This is a genomic window from Microbacterium sp. 20-116, from assembly GCF_041079415.1.
Taxonomy (GTDB): domain Bacteria; phylum Actinomycetota; class Actinomycetes; order Actinomycetales; family Microbacteriaceae; genus Microbacterium.
Genome location: NZ_JBFYGP010000003.1, coordinates 153,292 through 170,100 on the forward strand (window position 1 = coordinate 153,292; position 16,809 = coordinate 170,100).

Genomic DNA, 16,809 nt, shown 5'->3' on the forward strand with positions numbered 1-16,809 from the left:
GGATGAGCGAGGTGACAGCCGACCCCGCGGTCGAGCCGCGGGAGCGGGTACGCGGGCGACTCGTTCTACTCGCGGGCGGAACGAGCGCAGCCGGCCGCGCCTGTGCTCGCGCTCTCGGCGAGGCGGGAGCGCGGGTCGTGGTCGTGGGTTCGGACGCCGCCCGCCTGCGCGAGGCCGCCGAGTCCGCGCCCGCGGCGGCGACGGAGCTGTGCGACCTGACCGACCCGGCCGCCGTGTCGGCTCTGCGCGACCGCGTGCACGCCGCCCACGGGACCGTCGACGGCGTGATCCACCTCGTCGGCGGCTGGCGCGGTGGAGGGGGGCTCGCCGGACAGAGCGACGAGGACCTCGCCGTTCTGCTGCGGTCGTTCACGGCTCTGCGTCACATCAGCCGCACCTTCGACGACGACCTGCGCACCTCGGATGCCGGGCGGCTCGCCATCGTCTCGTCGACCGCCGTCTTACGCCCCCTCGCCGGAGGCGCGAACTACGCCGCGGTGAAAGCGGCGAGCGAGGCGTGGACGCGGGCCGTCGCGCAGGGGTACGCGAAGTCCGCGCGCGATACGGGGCGAGAGCTGTCGGCCGCGGGCGTGATCTTCCGCGTGCGCAGCCTCGGCGGACTCGAAGAAGCCCTGGCATCCGCCGTCGTCGCGCTGTGGGACGACGAAGCCGCGGCGTGGAACGACGTCGTCGTCGACATTGACACGGGCGGTTAGCTCGACCCCACCCCGGCGTGGACCTCAGCCGTGCGGTACTGCCGCGAGAGCGTGCGGTACGAGCGCGTGAGGAACGCCATCGCAGCCGCGATCACCATCACGACGCCGGAGACGGCGAAGACCAGCGCGATGCCGCGCGAATCTCCCTCGCCGAGCAGCCAGCCCCACGTCGAGCGCCCACTCTCACCGTCCATGTAAGGGATGATCAGGAACTGCGCGATCGGCGCGATGAGGAACGACGTCACGGGTGCCGCGGCCGATTCGAACGCCGCGGCGAAGCCGAAGACGCGCCCCTGGGTCTCGAAGGGCACCACCTTTTGAATGACCGTCTGCTCGGCCGCCTCGACCGGCGGGATGAGGGCCATGTAGACCCAGATGCCGAGCGCGTACAGCCACCACCACTCGCGGAGAGTGAACAGCGCGCCGAGCGCGCCCATCGCCATGACGATCCAGAGCATGGTGCGGATGGGGTTCTTGCCGAGGCCGAACTTCGCGACGAGACCGCCGCCGATGATGAAGCCGGTCGCGGTGATCCCGAGGACGATCCCCCAGACCTTCACATCGAACATCTCGAGACCGTAGGGGTCCATGAGCGCCATGTAGACGCCGCCGATGAGGTTGTTGAACGTCGAGAAGACGATGAGGGCGAAGAGCCCCGGCGCGAGACGCACCGCTCGGATCGCCCCGCGCAGATCGACGATCGGACCGGGGCGCTGCCCGGCGGCGGGGCGCTCCTCGGGGATGCGGATGGTCAACAGGTGCGCGAGAGCGAGGGCGGTGAGCACGAGCGAGATGGCCAGCGTCCACCCCATGCCGAGAAAGCCCACCGAGAGGCCACTGAAGACGCTGGTCACGACGAAGGCGAGCCCCTGCACCGTGCCGACGAGCCCGTTCGCGTTGGCGTGACGCTCGACGGGCACGAGAAGCGTCACGGTCGTCGACAGCGCGATGTTGCGAAGGTTCTCGATCACGGCCCCGGCGAGGATGACGCCCGCGAACAGCCAGAACCACGGCCCGCCGAGGTCGAGGAGCACGGCCTCGGGGAATGCCAGCCAGAGCGCCCCCGCCAGCAGGAACGCCACGAGCGTCACGAACCCGGAGACCACCATGACCCGGTGCTTGCGGTGACGATCGACGAGCGAGCCGAACACCATCGCGAACACGGCGAGCAAGAGCATGTACGCACCGCCGACGATGCCGGTAGCGAGCACCGAACGGGTTTCGAGATACACCCAGAACGTGAGAGCGAACCAGAGGAAGCTCGTCGTCACGTTGGCCGCAGCCGTGTTGACGAGCACCGCGAGGAAGGTGCCGCGCCGGGCGGACACGGCAGCGGCGGGCGGTGCAGCAGAGGCCGGGCTCTCGGACATAGCGCCACGGTAGACCGGGGGTCCGACATTGACCAGGGTCTGGTCGATCGACGGCACGCCCCCCCCCGGGTGCGGTCGAGTTCACGGCTGCGTCAGTCGATGAGGCTGCGGATGTCCGCCGCCGTCAGGCGGGTGCCCCCGCCGAAGGTCTCACCCTCACCCCCGTCGAGCACGCGGGAGAACAGCTCCGCTTTCGTCTCGCGCAAAGTGACGACCTTCTGTTCGATGGTGTCGGCGGCCACGAGACGGTAGACGATCACCGGGCGCGTCTGGCCGATGCGGTGCGCACGGTCGATGGCCTGGTCTTCGACCGCGGGGTTCCACCACGGGTCGAGCAGCACGACGTAGTCGGCCTCGACGAGATTGAGGCCGACCCCTCCCGCCTTGAGCGAGATGAAGAACGCCGGGTCGTCGCCCTCGCGGAAGCGGTCGATCTCAGCCTGCCGGTGCGTGGTGGCACCGTCGAGGTAGCCGGTTGGAAGGCCCGCCTCGGTGCACCTCTCGCGAGCGGCGCGCAGGAACCGCGTGAACTGGCTCAGGACGAGGACGCGGTGTCCCTCGGCGGCGGCCTCGGTCACCAGTTCGACCAGAGCGTCGAGCTTGGCGGAGGGCGCCTCTCCCTCGTCGACGAGCGCCGGGTCGAGGGCGAGCTGACGCAGCATGGTCAACGACCGGAAGATCGCGAAGCGATTGCCTTCGGCATCGTCGAGCAGACCGAGGAGACGTTGACGTTCTCGATGGAAGCGCCGGTCGTACAGCTTGCGATGCGTCGGATGCAGGGTGACCTCGACCACGGTCTCCTGCTTCGAGGGCAGCTCGGCGGCGACTCGTTCTTTCGTGCGCCGCAGAAGGAACGGGCGGATGCGACGACGAAGAAGGTCGAGCCGGGCGCTGTCGGAGTGCTTCTCGATGGGGGTGCGGTACATGGCGGTGAACGACTCGCGGGTCCCCAAGAGCCCCGGGGCGACCAGCGACATCAGAGCCCAGAGTTCGAGGAGGTTGTTCTCCATGGGGGTGCCCGTGATGACGAGGGTGAACGGCACCGAGAGGGCCCGAGCGGCGCGGTAGCCGCGCGACGAGGGATTCTTGATCTGCTGTGCCTCGTCGAGCACGAGACCCGACCACTCGAGCTCGGCGTACTGCTCCTGCTCCAGACGGAACAGCGCGTAGCTGGTCACCACGACATGCGCGCCGGCCGCTTGCTCGGCGATGAGGGTCGAACGGCGCGCCTGCGTAGCGGTGATGGTTTGCACCCTGAGCCCCGGTGCGAACGCGGCGCACTCGCGCGCCCAGTTGCCGACCACACTCGTCGGCGCCACGATCAGGAACGGTGCCATCTCGGGATCGGATTCGCGCGCGACCTCCATCATCGCGATTGCCTGCACCGTCTTGCCGAGCCCCATGTCGTCGGCGAGCACTCCCCCGAGTCCCTGCGTGCGAAGGAAGTGCAACCAGTCCAGACCCGTGCGCTGATAGTCGCGCAGAGTGGCCCGCAGTCCCGTGGGAGGCGCCACGGGGGCGATGGCGGCCTCGTCCGTGAGGCCGCGGACGCGCAGCCACCACTCGGCCTCTTGCGCCGCGAGCAGTCCCAGTTCGGAGAGGTCGTCCCACAGACCGACGTTGTAGCGGTTGAGCTTCATCTGGCCGTCCGGGCGATCGGCGAGAGTTCGCGCCTCGTCGATGACGGCTCGCAGGCGGTCGAAGGCGGGGGTGTCCAAACGCACATAGGACCCGTCTGCGAGGAAGAGCGCGCGGTCGCCGACGACGAGCGCGGTGTAGAGATCGGAGAAGTCGACCTCGGCGTCACCCACCGTCACGCGCGCGTGCAGGTCGAACCAGTCGCTGCCGTCGTCGTCTCCGGTGCGCAGCTCGACGGAGGCCGGCTCGGCAGCCGCACGGTAGGGCGCAGCCCCATCGGCCACGGTCACCCGGACGTCTTCGAGAGCCCGCAGGCGCGGCATCGCCTCGACGACGAAGATCGCCGCCTCCGCGGGAGCCCATATGCGCGGCGGAGTGGTGCCCGAGGGAAACGGCTGTGGCAGCTCGAGACGCAGCTCCGACGCGATGGCCGACACAGCCTCCCAGGTAGACGCCTCGTACGCCTCGTCACGTCGGCCGTTGGTCGACGACCGGTCCCACCGTACGGCGACGGACGCGCGACCGGCCCGATGGTCGACGGCGACCTCGAGGACGGGACGGGGCGGGGGCGGCACATCGATCGTGCCCCTGGGAGAGACCACGGGCGCCTCGAGCTGCAAGCGCGGAAGGTAGTCGCGGAAGAAGGCGTCCGAGCCCCCGTCGACCGCGAGCGCGGCCGTGCGCGCCAGCAACCCGCGGAGGGCGCCCGCCGCCGGGGTCGAGAGACGCGCCAGGGTGAATCGCTCGTCGTCACCGTCACGATCCGCGACGAAGGCCACCGCCACGGCGGGGTCGCCCACCACCCACGACGGCGAGGAGGCGACCTCGTCATCGAGGCCCTCGACGATCCCGCGGACGTGTAGGGCCGAGCCGCGACGGTCGACGGCGACCGCGGCGGTCCTTTCCCCCTCGAGGATCTGCACCGGGTGATGCACGCCGGAAGCGGCCACGAGCGGTACACCGGCCGCGATGACAGCCTCGAGCTGCATCCAGAGCGAGTGCGGCGGAACGGCGGAGAGCGGCATCCACTCATCGGAGAGGTATGCGCCGTTGCCCGAGCGGCCGAGGCGGCCCAGACTGTCGAGCGCGGCACGCGCGCGCGGGTCGGCGGACAGCAGGGACAGGCCCGACCACCCCGCGCGCCCCTTGATCCAGGTGCCGCGCGAGCCTCGCATACCGGGGCGGGCGGTGAGCGTCAGGGCGGTGGTGCGGCCGTGACCCCCACCGCGACGGATGGCGAGGAAGAGACACAGATCGACCGGGGGTTCGTCGGGGAACCGTGCGTCGACCGTCAGCAGTTCATCGAGGGTGCGCTGCCACTCGGGGCGCGGGGGCCGACCCGCCGAGATCATGCGGTCGAAGAGCAGGACAGCCGCGGCGCAGGAATGCTCGCACTCGGGGCCGCGGCCGCACGAGCACCAGCCTGAGACGCGCGTGAAATCGGTGGGCACGCGCAGTTCGAGATGCTCGTACCCCGCCGCGCCGAACGACTGCGCCGAGACGACGAGTACTCCGTCGAACGTCTTGACGTCGCCGACCTCGACGGAGCCGTAGATCAGGAGCCGATCGGCGCGCGTCATGGCCGCCGGAGAGAAGATCTCACCGGCGATGCTGAGCGCCTCAGGGTCCATGTGCATGACGCCATTCTCCCCGGCCCCACCGACACTCGGGGGCCGGACGGGGGCGGAGTGGGGACAACGCGCCGAGATCTGCCGCCGGGGAGGAGGCGTCGAGTCGGCCGGTCGTTACGCTGGAAGAGTGACCACCCTCCACGACTCCTCGGTGCGCGGTTTCGCCTCCGACAACTACTCCGGAATCCACCCCGACGTGCTGGCCGCGATCGCCGCTGCCAACGACGGCCATCAGGTCGCCTACGGCGAAGACGTCTACACCGCCCGCCTCCAGGACCTGTTCGTCTCGCTTCTCGGCGAGGGTGTCGAGACCTATCCGGTCTTCAACGGCACGGGCGCCAACGTCGTCGGGCTGCAGTCGATGCTCCCCCGTTGGGGCGCCGTGATCTCGGCATCCACCGCTCACATCAACGTCGATGAGGGCGGGGCGCCCGAACGGGTCGGCGGGATCAAGCTGCTCACCGTGCCCACCGATGACGGAAAGCTCACCCCCGAGCTCGTCGACCGCGAGGCCTGGGGATGGGGCGACGAGCACCGCGCGCAGCCGCTCGTGGTCTCGATCACCCAGTCGACGGAGCTGGGGACCCTCTACAGCGTCGAGGAGATCCGCGAACTCGCGGCCCACGCCCACGGGCACGGCATGCGCCTGCACATGGACGGTGCGCGCATCGCGAACGCCGCCGCCGCCCTCGATGTGCCCCTTCGCGCCTTCACCCGCGATGCGGGTGTCGACGTGTTGAGCTTCGGCGGCACCAAGAACGGCGCCATGATCGGCGAGGCCATCGTCGTGCTCGATCCCGAGGCGTCCACGGGCCTGACCTACCTCCGCAAACTCGACATGCAGCTCTCGAGCAAGATGCGCTTCGTGTCGGCGCAACTCGTCGCCCTACTCGAGAACGACCTCTGGTTGCACAACGCCCGCCATTCGAATGCCATGGCGCAGCGCCTTCGCGCCGGCATCGAGGCGGGTCTCGCCGACGGGTCGATCCAGGGTGTCGAGTTCACGCAGCCCACCCAGGCGAACGGCGTCTTCGCAACTCTCCCCGCCGGTGTCGCCGATCGGCTCCGCCAGAGCTTCCGTTTCTACGATTGGGACGAACTTCGTCGCGAGGTGCGATGGATGTGCTCGTTCGACACGACCGAGACCGACATCGACTCGTTCGTCGCCGCGATCGCGCGAGAGACGACCGCCTGACGCCTCACGGACCGAGTGGGCCGCGGCACTCACAGGAGGAGCCGCGGCCCGCTGCGGCCGTCAGGCCCCGGCGAGCCAGTCGCGGTAGGCGTCGAACGTCGACTCGCGGCCGAGGAACCTCTCGACGAGCTCCCGCGCATCCCGTGTGCCGCCGGGCTCGAGGATCTCCCGGCGGTACCGGGCGGCCGTTTCGACGTCGAACAGGTCGTCGCCGAAGGCCGAGAGCAGATCTCTCGCGATCACCAGACTCCACTGGTAGGTGTAGTAACAAGCGCCGTAGCCGGTGAGGTGGCCGAATCCGGCGTAGGAGTGCGACCCGTCGAGCGGCGTGATGGGACTCGCGGCCCGGTAGTACCCGTCGACAGCGGTGGCGAGATCGTCGGGCCGGTCGACGTGCAGGCGGTACGACGTCGTGGCGTGGCCCAGCTGACGCGTGACCTCGAGACCCCGCCCGAAGGCGTCGGCGGTGCGCATGCGGGCGACGAGATCGGCGGGGATCGGCTCGCCCGCGTCGTTCACGGCGAAGGCCGCGAGGGCCTCGGCATCCCACGCCCACTCCTCGAGCAGCTGGCTCGGGGCCTCGACGAAGTCCCACTCGGTCGCCACTCCCGTCCAACGCGCCCAGGTCTGGTGACCGCCGAGGATGTCGTGCACGAGGTGACCGAACTCGTGGAAGAACGTCACGACCTCGTCGTGCTCGAGGAGTCCCCGCGAGAAGTTGCAGAGCAGGACCGATTCGGGAAGCGACCGGCCGACGATGCCCGGGGCGAGGCCGAAGCACGCCGCGTGGTTGTACTTCCCGTCGCGCGGATGAAGGTCGAGGTGGATGCGTCCGAGGCGATCCTCGCCCCGGACGACGTCGTAGGTGCGGACGTCATCGTGCCACGAGGGTGCCTCGACCGGCACGTAGCGCACGGCGAGCAGGCGAGCGGTGGTGTTCAACACGCCCTCGAGCACGCGATCGAAGCGGAAGTACGACCGGACGAGCTGCGCATCGACGTCGTACTCCTCGCGTTTGAGAGCGCCGAGGATGTACCAGAAGTCGGCGATCGTCACCGCGTCGGCCTCGGAGTCGTCGCGACGCAGGCGCTCGAGAACGCGCTCGTATTCGCCCGCCGCCGCCGGTGCGACCGCTTCGGCCACGCGATCGAGGAAGGCGCGCACCGCCGCGCTCGAACCGATCATGCGCGTCTCGGTCTCGTAGTCCGCCCAGTCGCCGTACCCCAGCAGCGCGGCCCGCTCCGCACGCACCGCCAGCAGCTCGGCGAGGACGGCTTCGTTCACGGGCCAGGCGAGATCGTTGTACGCGCTCATCATCGCGTGACGCACGGACCGATCGCGGGCATATTCCCGGACCGGCATGAGGTCGGTGTACTCGGTGGTCAGCGTGATCATCCCCTCCTCGTCGGCGGGACGCTCGGCGAGGAAGTCGGCGGGTAGGCCCTCGAGCGAATCCGCCGAGACGCGGACCTCCCGTCGGCCCTCGCGGATGTTGCGAGAGAAGGTCAGCGAGAGCTCGGTGTCGCGATCGGTGAGCTCGCGGACGCGGGCGCGATCGGCATCGGGAAGGTCGACGCCGCCGCGGCGGAAGTCTCGGCGCACCTGATCGAGGAAGCGCTGCTCGTCGCGGGAGAGTCCGGACGGCTCGGCATCCGCGAAGACCCGCCACAGAGCGCGGTCGAGGAGCCGGCGGGACTGCACCGCATCGACGGCCTGCGCCTGCTTCTCGGCGGCGTCGCGAACCTCGGCATCCGGGTGCGATTCACTGACGAGGTGCGAGGGCGCCGCCGCCTCGGCGAGTGCGATGTCCGCCTCGTTCCAGAGGGAGAGACGGTCGCTGATCGACAGGTCGCTCTCGGCCACCAGACGAGCGTCGATAGCGGCCACACGCGCCAGGCGTTCGGACGGACGTTCACCGGCGAAGGCCTTCCAGCCGTCGAGATCGCGAGGGAGGGAGAGGGGTTCCAGGGGAGGATGCGCCATGCATCGACCCTAGGCAGGGCCGCCGACACCGGCAACGGCGCGGCGGATGAATTCGCCGTGGATCCGGCCGGGGACGTCGGTCAGCGCAGAGCGCCCACCGACGCCAGCGCCTGACGGATGAGGGTGCCGCGGCCGCCCTCCATCTCGTCGGAGAGGGCATCGGATGCCGCTTCCTCGGGCGACAGCCACGTCACCTCGAGCGCGTCCTGACGCGGCTCGCAGGTACCGGTCACCGGGACCACGAAGGCGAGGGCGACGGCGTGCTGACGGTCGTCGTGGAAGGCGCTGACCCCGGGGAGGGGGAAGTACTCGGCGACCGTGAACGGCGTCGGCGAGGGCGGCAGCAGCGGGAAGGCCATGGGACCGAGGTCGTTCTCGAGGTGGCGGAACAGCGCGTCGCGCACGGTCTCGCCGTAGCGGACGCGACCCGAGACGAGCGTGCGGGTCATCTCGCCGAGGGGCGTGGCACGCAGCAGGATGCCGACCTGGGTCACCGCCCCCATCCCGTCGGTGCGAACGGGCAGAGCCTCGACGTAGAGCATCGGCAGACGACGTCGCGCCTCGGCCAGTTCGACCTCGCTCAGCCACCCGGGGTTGGGGTTGGGGCCTCCCTGCGCTCCTGAGAAGGACGCCGAGAGCGGCTCGCGCTCATCGCCGTTGTCGCCGGGTTCGGGATCGGGAGTGCGCACGGGCATGCTCCCTGTATATCAACCGTCCGCCCCGGATGCCGCGTGTCCCGCGCGCCGGTATCGTTCCGATCTCGATGTCGGAGGCCTTTGCGACAATGGCGGCATGAACGCTCAGCCGTCCCTCGATCCGACCGTCGTGCGGTGGTCCGTGCCTCCCGCCGAACGCGCCGGACGGCCCGTCCTGGTGCTGCTGCACGGCTACGGCTCCGACGAGCACGACCTTTTCGCACTGGTGCCGCACCTTCCCGAGGCCTTCGTCGTCGCGAGCGTGCGGGCCCCGCTGGCTCCGCCTTGGCCGACGCCGGGCGCCTCGTGGTACCCGATCGAGGGTCTCGACGGTCGAGACCCCGAAGCGATCACCCTCGCCGCCCACGCCGTCCTCGCCTGGGCCCGCGAGGCCGTCGGTGAAGAGCCCGTCGGGCTGCTGGGCTTCTCGCAGGGCGGCGCGGTCGCGCTCCAGACCCTGCGCGTCGATCCGGACGCCGTGTCGTTCGCCGTCGTCCTCGCGGGCTACGCGGCGGGCGGCGAGCTCCCCGGCGATGCCCTCCTCGCGAATCGTCGCCCGCCGGTGTTCTGGGGCCGAGGCGCCGCAGACGATGTCATTCCTGCGGCTCTGGTCGATGTGACGGCGCAATGGCTTCCCGTGCACAGCGAGCTGAGCGGTCGGGTCTATCCGGGGTTGACGCACTCCATCTCGCAGGACGAGCTCGACGACGTCCGGGCCTTCCTCGACGCCCGTCTGGCCGATCGCGGTACGACCGCGAGCGGCTGAGCCGGCGCGCGACGACGGCCTGCCGCCGTTCGTTCCCGCGCCCGATGCTGAGGATTCAGCGATCTTCGCCTGGACGGCACCGGCGGTTCCGCGGCGGGCGAACGTCAACCCCGACCCGATGTCGGAGGTCCGGGAGAAGATGTCGACATGGCCGACGTGCTGGAGAGATTCGGTCCTGCGACGCAGGACTGGTTCCGTGGCGCCTTCTCGGCGCCGACCAACGCGCAGAAGGGCGCGTGGGAATCCGTGTCGTCGGGGCGGAACGCCCTCGTCGTCGCGCCTACCGGTTCGGGCAAGACGCTGTCGGCGTTCCTCTTCGCGATCGATCGGGTGTTCCGCGAGAAGGGCCCCGAGACCCCGGATGCCGCTCCCTCGCCGCGCGGCAAGCGTTCGACGCCGAAGGTCCCCAAGGCGGTCCCGACAGACACCCGCATCCTCTACATCTCCCCGTTGAAGGCGCTCGGCGTCGATGTCGAGCGCAACCTCCGCTCGCCTCTCGTCGGTATCGGCCAGTCCGCTCGCCGCCTCGGCATCGAGGTGCCCTCGGTGACCGTCGGCGTGCGCTCGGGCGACACGAGTTCGAGCGATCGTCGCAAGCTCGTGACAGCTCCGCCCGACATCCTCATCACGACGCCCGAGTCGCTGTATCTCATGCTCACGAGCCAGGCGGCAGAAACCCTGCGCGGTGTGCACACCGTCATCATCGACGAGGTGCACGCGGTCGCGGCGACCAAGCGGGGCGCTCACCTCGCCGTGAGTCTGGAGCGCCTCGACGCCCTGCTCGACAAGCCCGCCCAGCGCATCGGACTGTCTGCGACGGTACGACCCATCGACGAGGTGGCCCGTTTCCTCGGCGGAGCACAGCCCGTCGATATCGTCGCCCCCAAGGCCACGAAGGCGTTCGACCTCTCGGTCGTCGTGCCCGTCGACGACATGCTCAACCCACCGCCTCCTCCGGGCTCCCCCGCCCCCGACGACGCCAGCGACGCAGAGTGGTTCTCCGATCGTCCCGAGGCCACCGAGGTCTCGGGCTCGGTCTGGCCGCACGTCGAAGAGGCCATCGTCGACCGCATCCTCGAACGCCGCTCGACCATCGTGTTCGCCAACTCGCGCCGCTTGGCCGAGCGCCTGACGGGGCGTCTGAACGAGATCTACGCCGAGCGGCAGGGCATCGACGTGCCCGAACCGACCGTGCCCGCCGCCACGATGGCGCAAGCGGGTTCCTCGGCGGGTGTCGCGGCCATCCTCGCGAAGGCCCATCACGGCTCCGTGTCGAAAGAGCAGCGCGCGCAGGTCGAAGACGAGCTCAAATCCGGCACCCTGCGCTGCGTCGTCGCCACGAGCAGCCTCGAGCTCGGTATCGACATGGGCTCCGTCGACCTCGTCATCCAGGTGGAGTCGCCACCCAGTGCGGCATCCGGTCTGCAGCGTGTCGGCCGTGCTGGCCACCAGGTCGGCGAGGTCAGCCGGGCCGCCCTCTTCCCCAAGCACCGCAGCGACGTCCTGCACACCGCTGTCGTGACCGAGCGCATGCTGGCGGGGCGCATCGAGGCCATCTCGGTGCCGCAGAACCCGCTCGACATTCTCGCGCAGCAGACGGTGGCCGCCTCGGCCCTGGGCTCCATCGACGTCGAGGAGTGGTTTGAGACGGTCAAGCGCAGCGCGCCCTTCCGCTCTCTCCCCCGCTCCGCGTACGAGGCCACCCTCGACCTCCTGGCCGGGCGGTACCCCTCCGACGAGTTCGCCGAACTGCGCCCCCGCCTCGTCTGGGACCGCGACGCCGGCACCCTCACCGGGCGCCCGGGCGCACAGCGCGTGGCCGTGACCAGCGGCGGGACAATTCCCGACCGCGGTCTGTTCGGTGTCTTCGTCGCGGGAGAATCGCAGAACGCGCGCGTCGGAGAACTCGACGAAGAGATGGTCTACGAATCCCGCGTCAACGACGTCTTCACGCTCGGCACCACGAGCTGGCGCATCGTCGAGATCACGCACGACCGTGTCAATGTGCTCCCCGCTTTCGGCCAGCCCGGCAAGCTGCCGTTCTGGCACGGCGACGGCATCGGTCGCCCCGCCGAGCTGGGCGAAGCGCTCGGCAAGTTCTCGCGCGACATCGCCGCGGCCGACCGCGGCAAGGCCGAGGAGCGCCTTCGCGAGTCGGGACTGGACGACAACGCGATCACCAACCTGCTCGCGTACCTGGTCGAGCAACGCGAGGCGACCGGGAGCCTCCCCACCGATCGCACGCTGACCGTCGAGCGCAGCCGCGACGAGGTCGGCGACTGGCGCATCATCCTGCACTCGCCGTACGGCATGCAGGTGCACGCGCCGTGGGCGCTCGCGGTCAACGCACGCATCCGCGAGCGCCTCGGTGTCGAGGGGGCGGCGGTCGCCAGCGATGACGGCATCATCGCCCGGGTCCCGGATGCCGCGGCGGAGCCGCCCGGGGCCGATCTCTTCGTCTTCGAGCCCGACGAGCTCGAACAGATCGTCACCGACGAGGTGGGCGGATCCGCTCTGTTCGCCTCGCGCTTCCGCGAATGCGCCGCTCGAGCGTTGCTCCTGCCCCGGCTGAATCCGAACCGCCGCTCCCCGCTCTGGCAGCAGCGCCAGCGTTCCGCGCAGTTGCTCGAGGTGGCCAAGAGGCACCCGGCGTTCCCGATCATCCTCGAGACGCTGCGCGAAGTACTGCAAGACGTCTACGACCTTCCGGCTCTCCTCCGCCTCACGCGACAGATCGGAGAGCGCAAGATCCGCCTCGTCGAGATCACGACGTCGCAGCCCTCCCCGTACGCGCGCGATCTGCTCTTCGGTTACGTCGGCGCCTTCATGTACGAGGGCGACTCCCCTCTCGCGGAGCGACGTGCGGCGGCGCTCTCGGTCGACCCGGCGCTCCTGAGCGAGCTGCTCGGCAAGGTCGAGATGCGCGAGCTTCTCGACCCCGACGTCATCGCCCAGTTCGAGCGCGAAGCTCAGCGCCTCGATCCCGATCGCCGAGTCCGCGGCGCCGAGGGAGTGGCCGACCTGCTGCGTATCCTCGGCCCCCTCGACGCGGCCGAGGTGGCTGCGCGAGTCGACACCGAGGGCGACGCACTGGCCGAGGCCGAGCAGCACCTCGCCACCCTCGTCGACGACCGGCGGGCGATCCGCGTGACGATCGCCGGAGTCTCGCGCACGGCCGGGATCGAAGACGCCGGTCGCCTCCGCGATGCCCTGGGCGCGGCGCTGCCCGTCGGCATCCCCAACGCGTTCCTCGAGCCTTTCCCCGATCCCCTGGGCGATCTCGTCGCCCGCTTCGCGCGCACGCACGCGCCCTTCACGACGGATGCCGTCGCCGAACGCCTGGGCGTGGGCGTAGCGGTTGCGCGGCTCACACTGCAGCGCCTCGAGTCTCAGGGGCGCCTCGCCAGTGGGTTCTTCCTTCCCGAGGCGTCGGGCGGTGTCCGCGGCGACGAGACCGAGTGGTGCGACGTCGAGGTGCTGCGACGCCTGCGTATGCGATCGCTGGCAGCCATCCGCGGCAGCGTCGAGCCGGTCCCTCCGGCCGCGTACGCCCGGTTCCTGCCCGTATGGCAGCACCTGGGTCGCCCCCTCGAGGGCGTCGACGGGGTGCTCGCCGTGATCGAGCAGCTCGCGGGCGTCCCCATTCCGGCGAGCGCGTGGGAGTCGCTCATCCTGCCCTCGCGCGTGGCGGACTACTCCCCCGCCCTACTGGACGAGCTCACCGCCACCGGAGAGGTGGTCTGGTCGGGCCACGGCACCCTGCCCGGTCGCGACGGGTGGATCGCCCTGCACCCGGCCGAGGCGGCGCCGTTCACCCTGCAAGACCCCGAGGACGCCGACGATCCCGCGCCCGATTCGCTCGAGGCGCGCCTGCTCTCGGCCCTGGAGAGCGGGGGTGCGTACTTTGCCACCCAGCTGAGACAGCTCGTCGGCGCCGAGAACGAGCAGTCCGTCAACGACGCCCTCTGGGCGCTCACCTGGGCCGGCCGGGTGACGAACGACACCTTCGCCCCGGTCCGCACGCTGCTCAGCGGTGGGGGCCAGTCGCACCGCGTCGCGCGCCGCGCACCACGCGCACGTATGTACCGCGGCGCGACCATGCCGCGGGCCACCTCCGCGCCGCGTCCGCCGTCCCTGGGCGGTCGGTGGTCGCTCCTCCCCGAGCGCGAGGAGGACCCTGCCGCCCGCGCCACGGCCTCGGCGAGCCTCCTGCTCGATCGGTACGGGGTGGTGACGCGCGGCGCCGTGCAGTCCGAGGGCGTGCCCGGCGGCTTCGCTCAGGTGTACCGCATCCTCGCCGGCTTCGAAGAGGCCGGACACTGCCGTCGCGGGTACGTGATCGAGAAGCTCGGCGCCGCGCAGTTCGCAGCCTCGGCCACGGTCGATCGGCTGCGCGAGTTCGCCGCGGTCGCCGATCCCCCGCCCTTGCGCACCCTGACGCTCGCCGCCACCGATCCCGCCAACCCGTACGGTGCGGCCCTCGGCTGGCCCGCGATCGAAGGGGTCACGCACCGGCCGGGCCGTAAGGCCGGAGGTCTCGTCGTACTCGTCGACGGTGAGCTCGTGCTCTACCTCGAACGCGGCGGTCGCAGCGCGCTCGCTTTCACCGACGACGAAGCGGTGCTGCAGGCGGCGGCCCGACACCTCGCCGAGACCGCGAAGAAGAGGCGTCTCGAAACCCTCACCGTCGAACAGGTCAACGGGGAGTTCGTCTACGGCACCGCGGTCGGCCGAGCCCTGCGCGAGGGCGGATTCGTCGAATCACCCAAGGGCCTGACGTTGCGCAAACTCACCGCCGGCGACACCCTGCGCGAGGCCGCCCGTGCCTGAGGGCGATACCGTCTACCGCGCCGCGGCGAAGCTGTCGGCGGCCCTCGCCGGCAAGGTGGTCACACGGTTCGACATCCGTGTGCCGGGGAGCGCCACCGCCGACCTGCGCGGTGAGACCGTGCACGAGGTCGCCGCTCGCGGCAAGCACCTGCTGCACAGGATCGGCGGCTTCACACTGCACTCGCACCTGAAGATGGAGGGCCGATGGGACCTCTACCGCCCGGGCGAGCGCTGGCGACGACAGGCGTTCAAGGCGCGGGCGATCGTCGGCGTCGCGGGTGCAGACGCCGTCGGTTTCGACCTCGCGATGGTCGAAGTCCTGCGCACGAGCGACGAGCACACCGTGGTCGGACACCTCGGCCCCGATCTGCTCGCCGACGACTGGGATGAGGCCGAAGCGGTCCGCCGCGTCGCCGCCGACGACAGAGCTGCACACGTCGCGCTGCTCGACCAGCGCAACGTCGCCGGCTTCGGCAACGTGTACGCGAACGAGCTGCTCTTCGTCCGCGGCATCGCGCCGACCACCCCCGCCACGGAGATCGACGTGCAGGCGACGATCGCGCTCGGCGAGCGCATGATCCGCGCCAACCTGCCGCGCCCCGAGCGCACCTTCACCGGCGACAGCCGGCCCGGGCGTCGCTTCTGGGTCTACGGTCGCGAGGGCGCCCCCTGTCGCCGCTGCGGAACCCCGATCCGTGCGACCTCGCTCGGCGCCTCCGCGACGAGCGAGCGCAACGTCTATTGGTGCCCCACCTGTCAGCCCGGCTGAGACGGGCCGCCGCGGCGTCCGCCTCCCGGGCTGCGGCGCATCCCGGCCGACCGGGTCCACACCGCACCCGGATCGACCCGCCGCGCAGCACACGAGAGGGCGCCGCGCAGAACCGACTCTTTCCGCGCCCCGTGTCAAGCCGCCCGGCGCCCTTCGTCCGGCGTGCGAAAACAGGGGGACAACTCCACGCCGCGCTCCGCGCTTCGCGCTTCTCTCGACATCGAGGAAACCGATGACGGTATCGGCGACGAAGAAGCATTCGAGGGAATGAACGTCATTCCCGGCCCGTTGTGATACATGTCGGCTCAACCCGATGGCCGACCGGAGGGGATCGTGGGAAAGAACTACATCGACATCGAAAACGACCACGGCGAGACGCTGCGTTACCGCAAGCACGTCAATGGTCGCGGACTCGTCGCGCACGGCGCGAAGGTCCACCCGTCGGCGCTGGTCGAGAACGGCGCCTACGTCGAACCCGGCGTGCAGATCGCCGCGGGTGTTCGTGTCGGCCGCGGTGCCTGGATCGAGTCAGACGCCGTGATCGGCCCGGAGGCCCACATCGAGCCGCACGCGCACATCTGCGCGGGAGCGGTGATCGGCGCGGGCGCTCACATCGGCGTCCGCACGCAGGTCGGCCACAACGCTCGCATCGCGATGGGGTCGCTCATCGGCGACGACGAGATCATCAACGACGGCGAAGCCGTGGCGACGGATCGACGAGGACTGCGGCTGGCAGCCTGACGAGGTCGTGCCCACCGCGGCATCCATGACCCGCACGACTCGACTGAGCGTGCGGGTTTTCGCTTGTCCGGGCTCTGGCAGTCTCAGGCGAAGATCGCCAGGACCAGCCCGATCAGGGGCAGGGTTCCCTGGATACTGGCCGGGCGCAGGTACTTCGCACCCGAGGTGACCAGGACGAGTGCCGCGGCGAGCATCGACCCCAGCGAGAAGATCAGCAGCGTGCGGCCGACGGCATCGCCGACCCCGTTCACCGTCCAGAACACGATGCCGACGACCGCTCCGATCGCGAGGAACAGGTTGTAGAAGCCCTGGTTGTAGGCCATGGGCCGCGTGGCATCCGCCGTCTGCTGGTCGGCGATCCCGAAGACCTTCCACGTCTTCGGCCGCGTCCAGCGCACGCTCTCGAGCACGAAGATGTAGACGTGAAGCAGGGCCGCGAGTCCCGCGAAGACAAGCGCCAGGATGCCGATCATGC

The 16,809-nt window shown here is 70.3% G+C and carries 11 protein-coding genes; 6 read left to right on the forward strand and 5 right to left on the reverse strand.

Going from position 1 to position 16,809, the window contains the following annotated elements:
* The first annotated feature begins 2 nt into the window (after positions 1-2).
* The gene (locus AB6V29_RS08105; protein ID WP_369357961.1) at positions 3-716 is read left to right on the forward strand and encodes an SDR family NAD(P)-dependent oxidoreductase; all 714 of its coding nucleotides are present in this window, start codon (positions 3-5) and stop codon (positions 714-716) included.
* Here AB6V29_RS08105 and AB6V29_RS08110 read toward each other — a convergent pair.
* Positions 713-2,086 carry an MFS transporter gene (locus AB6V29_RS08110; RefSeq protein WP_369357963.1) on the reverse strand — a complete coding sequence of 458 codons (1,374 nt, stop codon included), beginning with the start codon at positions 2,084-2,086 and terminating at the stop codon, positions 713-715. The two genes, AB6V29_RS08105 and AB6V29_RS08110, sit on opposite strands and share 4 nt — an antisense overlap.
* Before the next feature lie 92 nt (positions 2,087-2,178).
* Positions 2,179-5,361, reverse strand: a complete 3,183-nt coding sequence (locus AB6V29_RS08115; RefSeq protein WP_307314974.1) for a DEAD/DEAH box helicase — start codon at positions 5,359-5,361, stop codon at positions 2,179-2,181.
* 121 nt (positions 5,362-5,482) lie between these two features.
* Here AB6V29_RS08115 and AB6V29_RS08120 point away from each other — a divergent pair, with 121 nt between their 5' ends.
* Positions 5,483-6,550 carry a low specificity L-threonine aldolase gene (locus tag AB6V29_RS08120; RefSeq protein ID WP_307314973.1) on the forward strand — a complete coding sequence of 356 codons (1,068 nt, stop codon included), beginning with the start codon at positions 5,483-5,485 and terminating at the stop codon, positions 6,548-6,550.
* A gap of 60 nt (positions 6,551-6,610) precedes the next feature.
* Here AB6V29_RS08120 and AB6V29_RS08125 read toward each other — a convergent pair whose 3' ends face one another.
* Both AB6V29_RS08125 and AB6V29_RS08130 read right to left on the reverse strand, forming a co-directional pair.
* The gene (locus AB6V29_RS08125) at positions 6,611-8,533 is read right to left on the reverse strand and encodes a M3 family metallopeptidase (protein ID WP_307314971.1); all 1,923 of its coding nucleotides are present in this window, start codon (positions 8,531-8,533) and stop codon (positions 6,611-6,613) included.
* A gap of 80 nt (positions 8,534-8,613) precedes the next feature.
* The gene (locus tag AB6V29_RS08130; protein WP_056226157.1) at positions 8,614-9,228 is read right to left on the reverse strand and encodes an NUDIX hydrolase family protein; all 615 of its coding nucleotides are present in this window, start codon (positions 9,226-9,228) and stop codon (positions 8,614-8,616) included.
* Between the two features lie 97 nt (positions 9,229-9,325).
* Between AB6V29_RS08130 and AB6V29_RS08135 the strand changes: the two genes are divergently transcribed.
* From AB6V29_RS08135 to AB6V29_RS08150, 4 genes are all read left to right on the forward strand, one after another.
* Complete coding sequence (locus tag AB6V29_RS08135) at positions 9,326-9,994, forward strand: alpha/beta hydrolase (protein ID WP_307314966.1); 669 nt, start codon at positions 9,326-9,328, stop codon at positions 9,992-9,994.
* A 147-nt stretch (positions 9,995-10,141) separates the two neighbouring features.
* Positions 10,142-14,824: an ATP-dependent helicase gene (locus AB6V29_RS08140; RefSeq protein WP_369357965.1), complete on the forward strand. Its 4,683-nt coding sequence runs from the start codon at positions 10,142-10,144 to the stop codon at positions 14,822-14,824.
* Entirely contained in the window at positions 14,817-15,593 is a 777-nt protein-coding gene (locus AB6V29_RS08145) for a DNA-formamidopyrimidine glycosylase family protein (protein WP_307314963.1), read from the forward strand. Before AB6V29_RS08140 ends, AB6V29_RS08145 begins: the two co-directional genes overlap by 8 nt.
* A gap of 333 nt (positions 15,594-15,926) precedes the next feature.
* Positions 15,927-16,334, forward strand: coding sequence for a transferase (locus AB6V29_RS08150; protein ID WP_103207095.1), 408 nt, complete (start codon positions 15,927-15,929; stop codon positions 16,332-16,334).
* A gap of 83 nt (positions 16,335-16,417) precedes the next feature.
* Here the strand turns inward: AB6V29_RS08150 and AB6V29_RS08155 are convergent, their stop codons facing one another.
* Complete coding sequence (locus tag AB6V29_RS08155; protein WP_267786068.1) at positions 16,418-16,807, reverse strand: DUF1304 domain-containing protein; 390 nt, start codon at positions 16,805-16,807, stop codon at positions 16,418-16,420.
* Positions 16,808-16,809: the final 2 nt, after the last annotated feature.

Excerpts from the sequence above, each read along its gene's own strand:
- AB6V29_RS08105 (WP_369357961.1), top strand. The coding sequence starts at position 3 with ATGAGCGAGGTGACAGCCGACCCCGCGGTCGAGCCGCGGGAGCGGGTA.
- AB6V29_RS08110 (WP_369357963.1), bottom strand. The coding sequence starts at position 2,086 with ATGTCCGAGAGCCCGGCCTCTGCTGCACCGCCCGCCGCTGCCGTGTCC.
- AB6V29_RS08115 (WP_307314974.1), bottom strand. The coding sequence starts at position 5,361 with ATGCACATGGACCCTGAGGCGCTCAGCATCGCCGGTGAGATCTTCTCT.
- AB6V29_RS08125 (WP_307314971.1), bottom strand. The coding sequence starts at position 8,533 with ATGGCGCATCCTCCCCTGGAACCCCTCTCCCTCCCTCGCGATCTCGAC.
- AB6V29_RS08130 (WP_056226157.1), bottom strand. The coding sequence starts at position 9,228 with ATGCCCGTGCGCACTCCCGATCCCGAACCCGGCGACAACGGCGATGAG.
- AB6V29_RS08135 (WP_307314966.1), top strand. The coding sequence starts at position 9,326 with ATGAACGCTCAGCCGTCCCTCGATCCGACCGTCGTGCGGTGGTCCGTG.
- AB6V29_RS08140 (WP_369357965.1), top strand. The coding sequence starts at position 10,142 with ATGGCCGACGTGCTGGAGAGATTCGGTCCTGCGACGCAGGACTGGTTC.
- AB6V29_RS08155 (WP_267786068.1), bottom strand. The coding sequence starts at position 16,807 with ATGATCGGCATCCTGGCGCTTGTCTTCGCGGGACTCGCGGCCCTGCTT.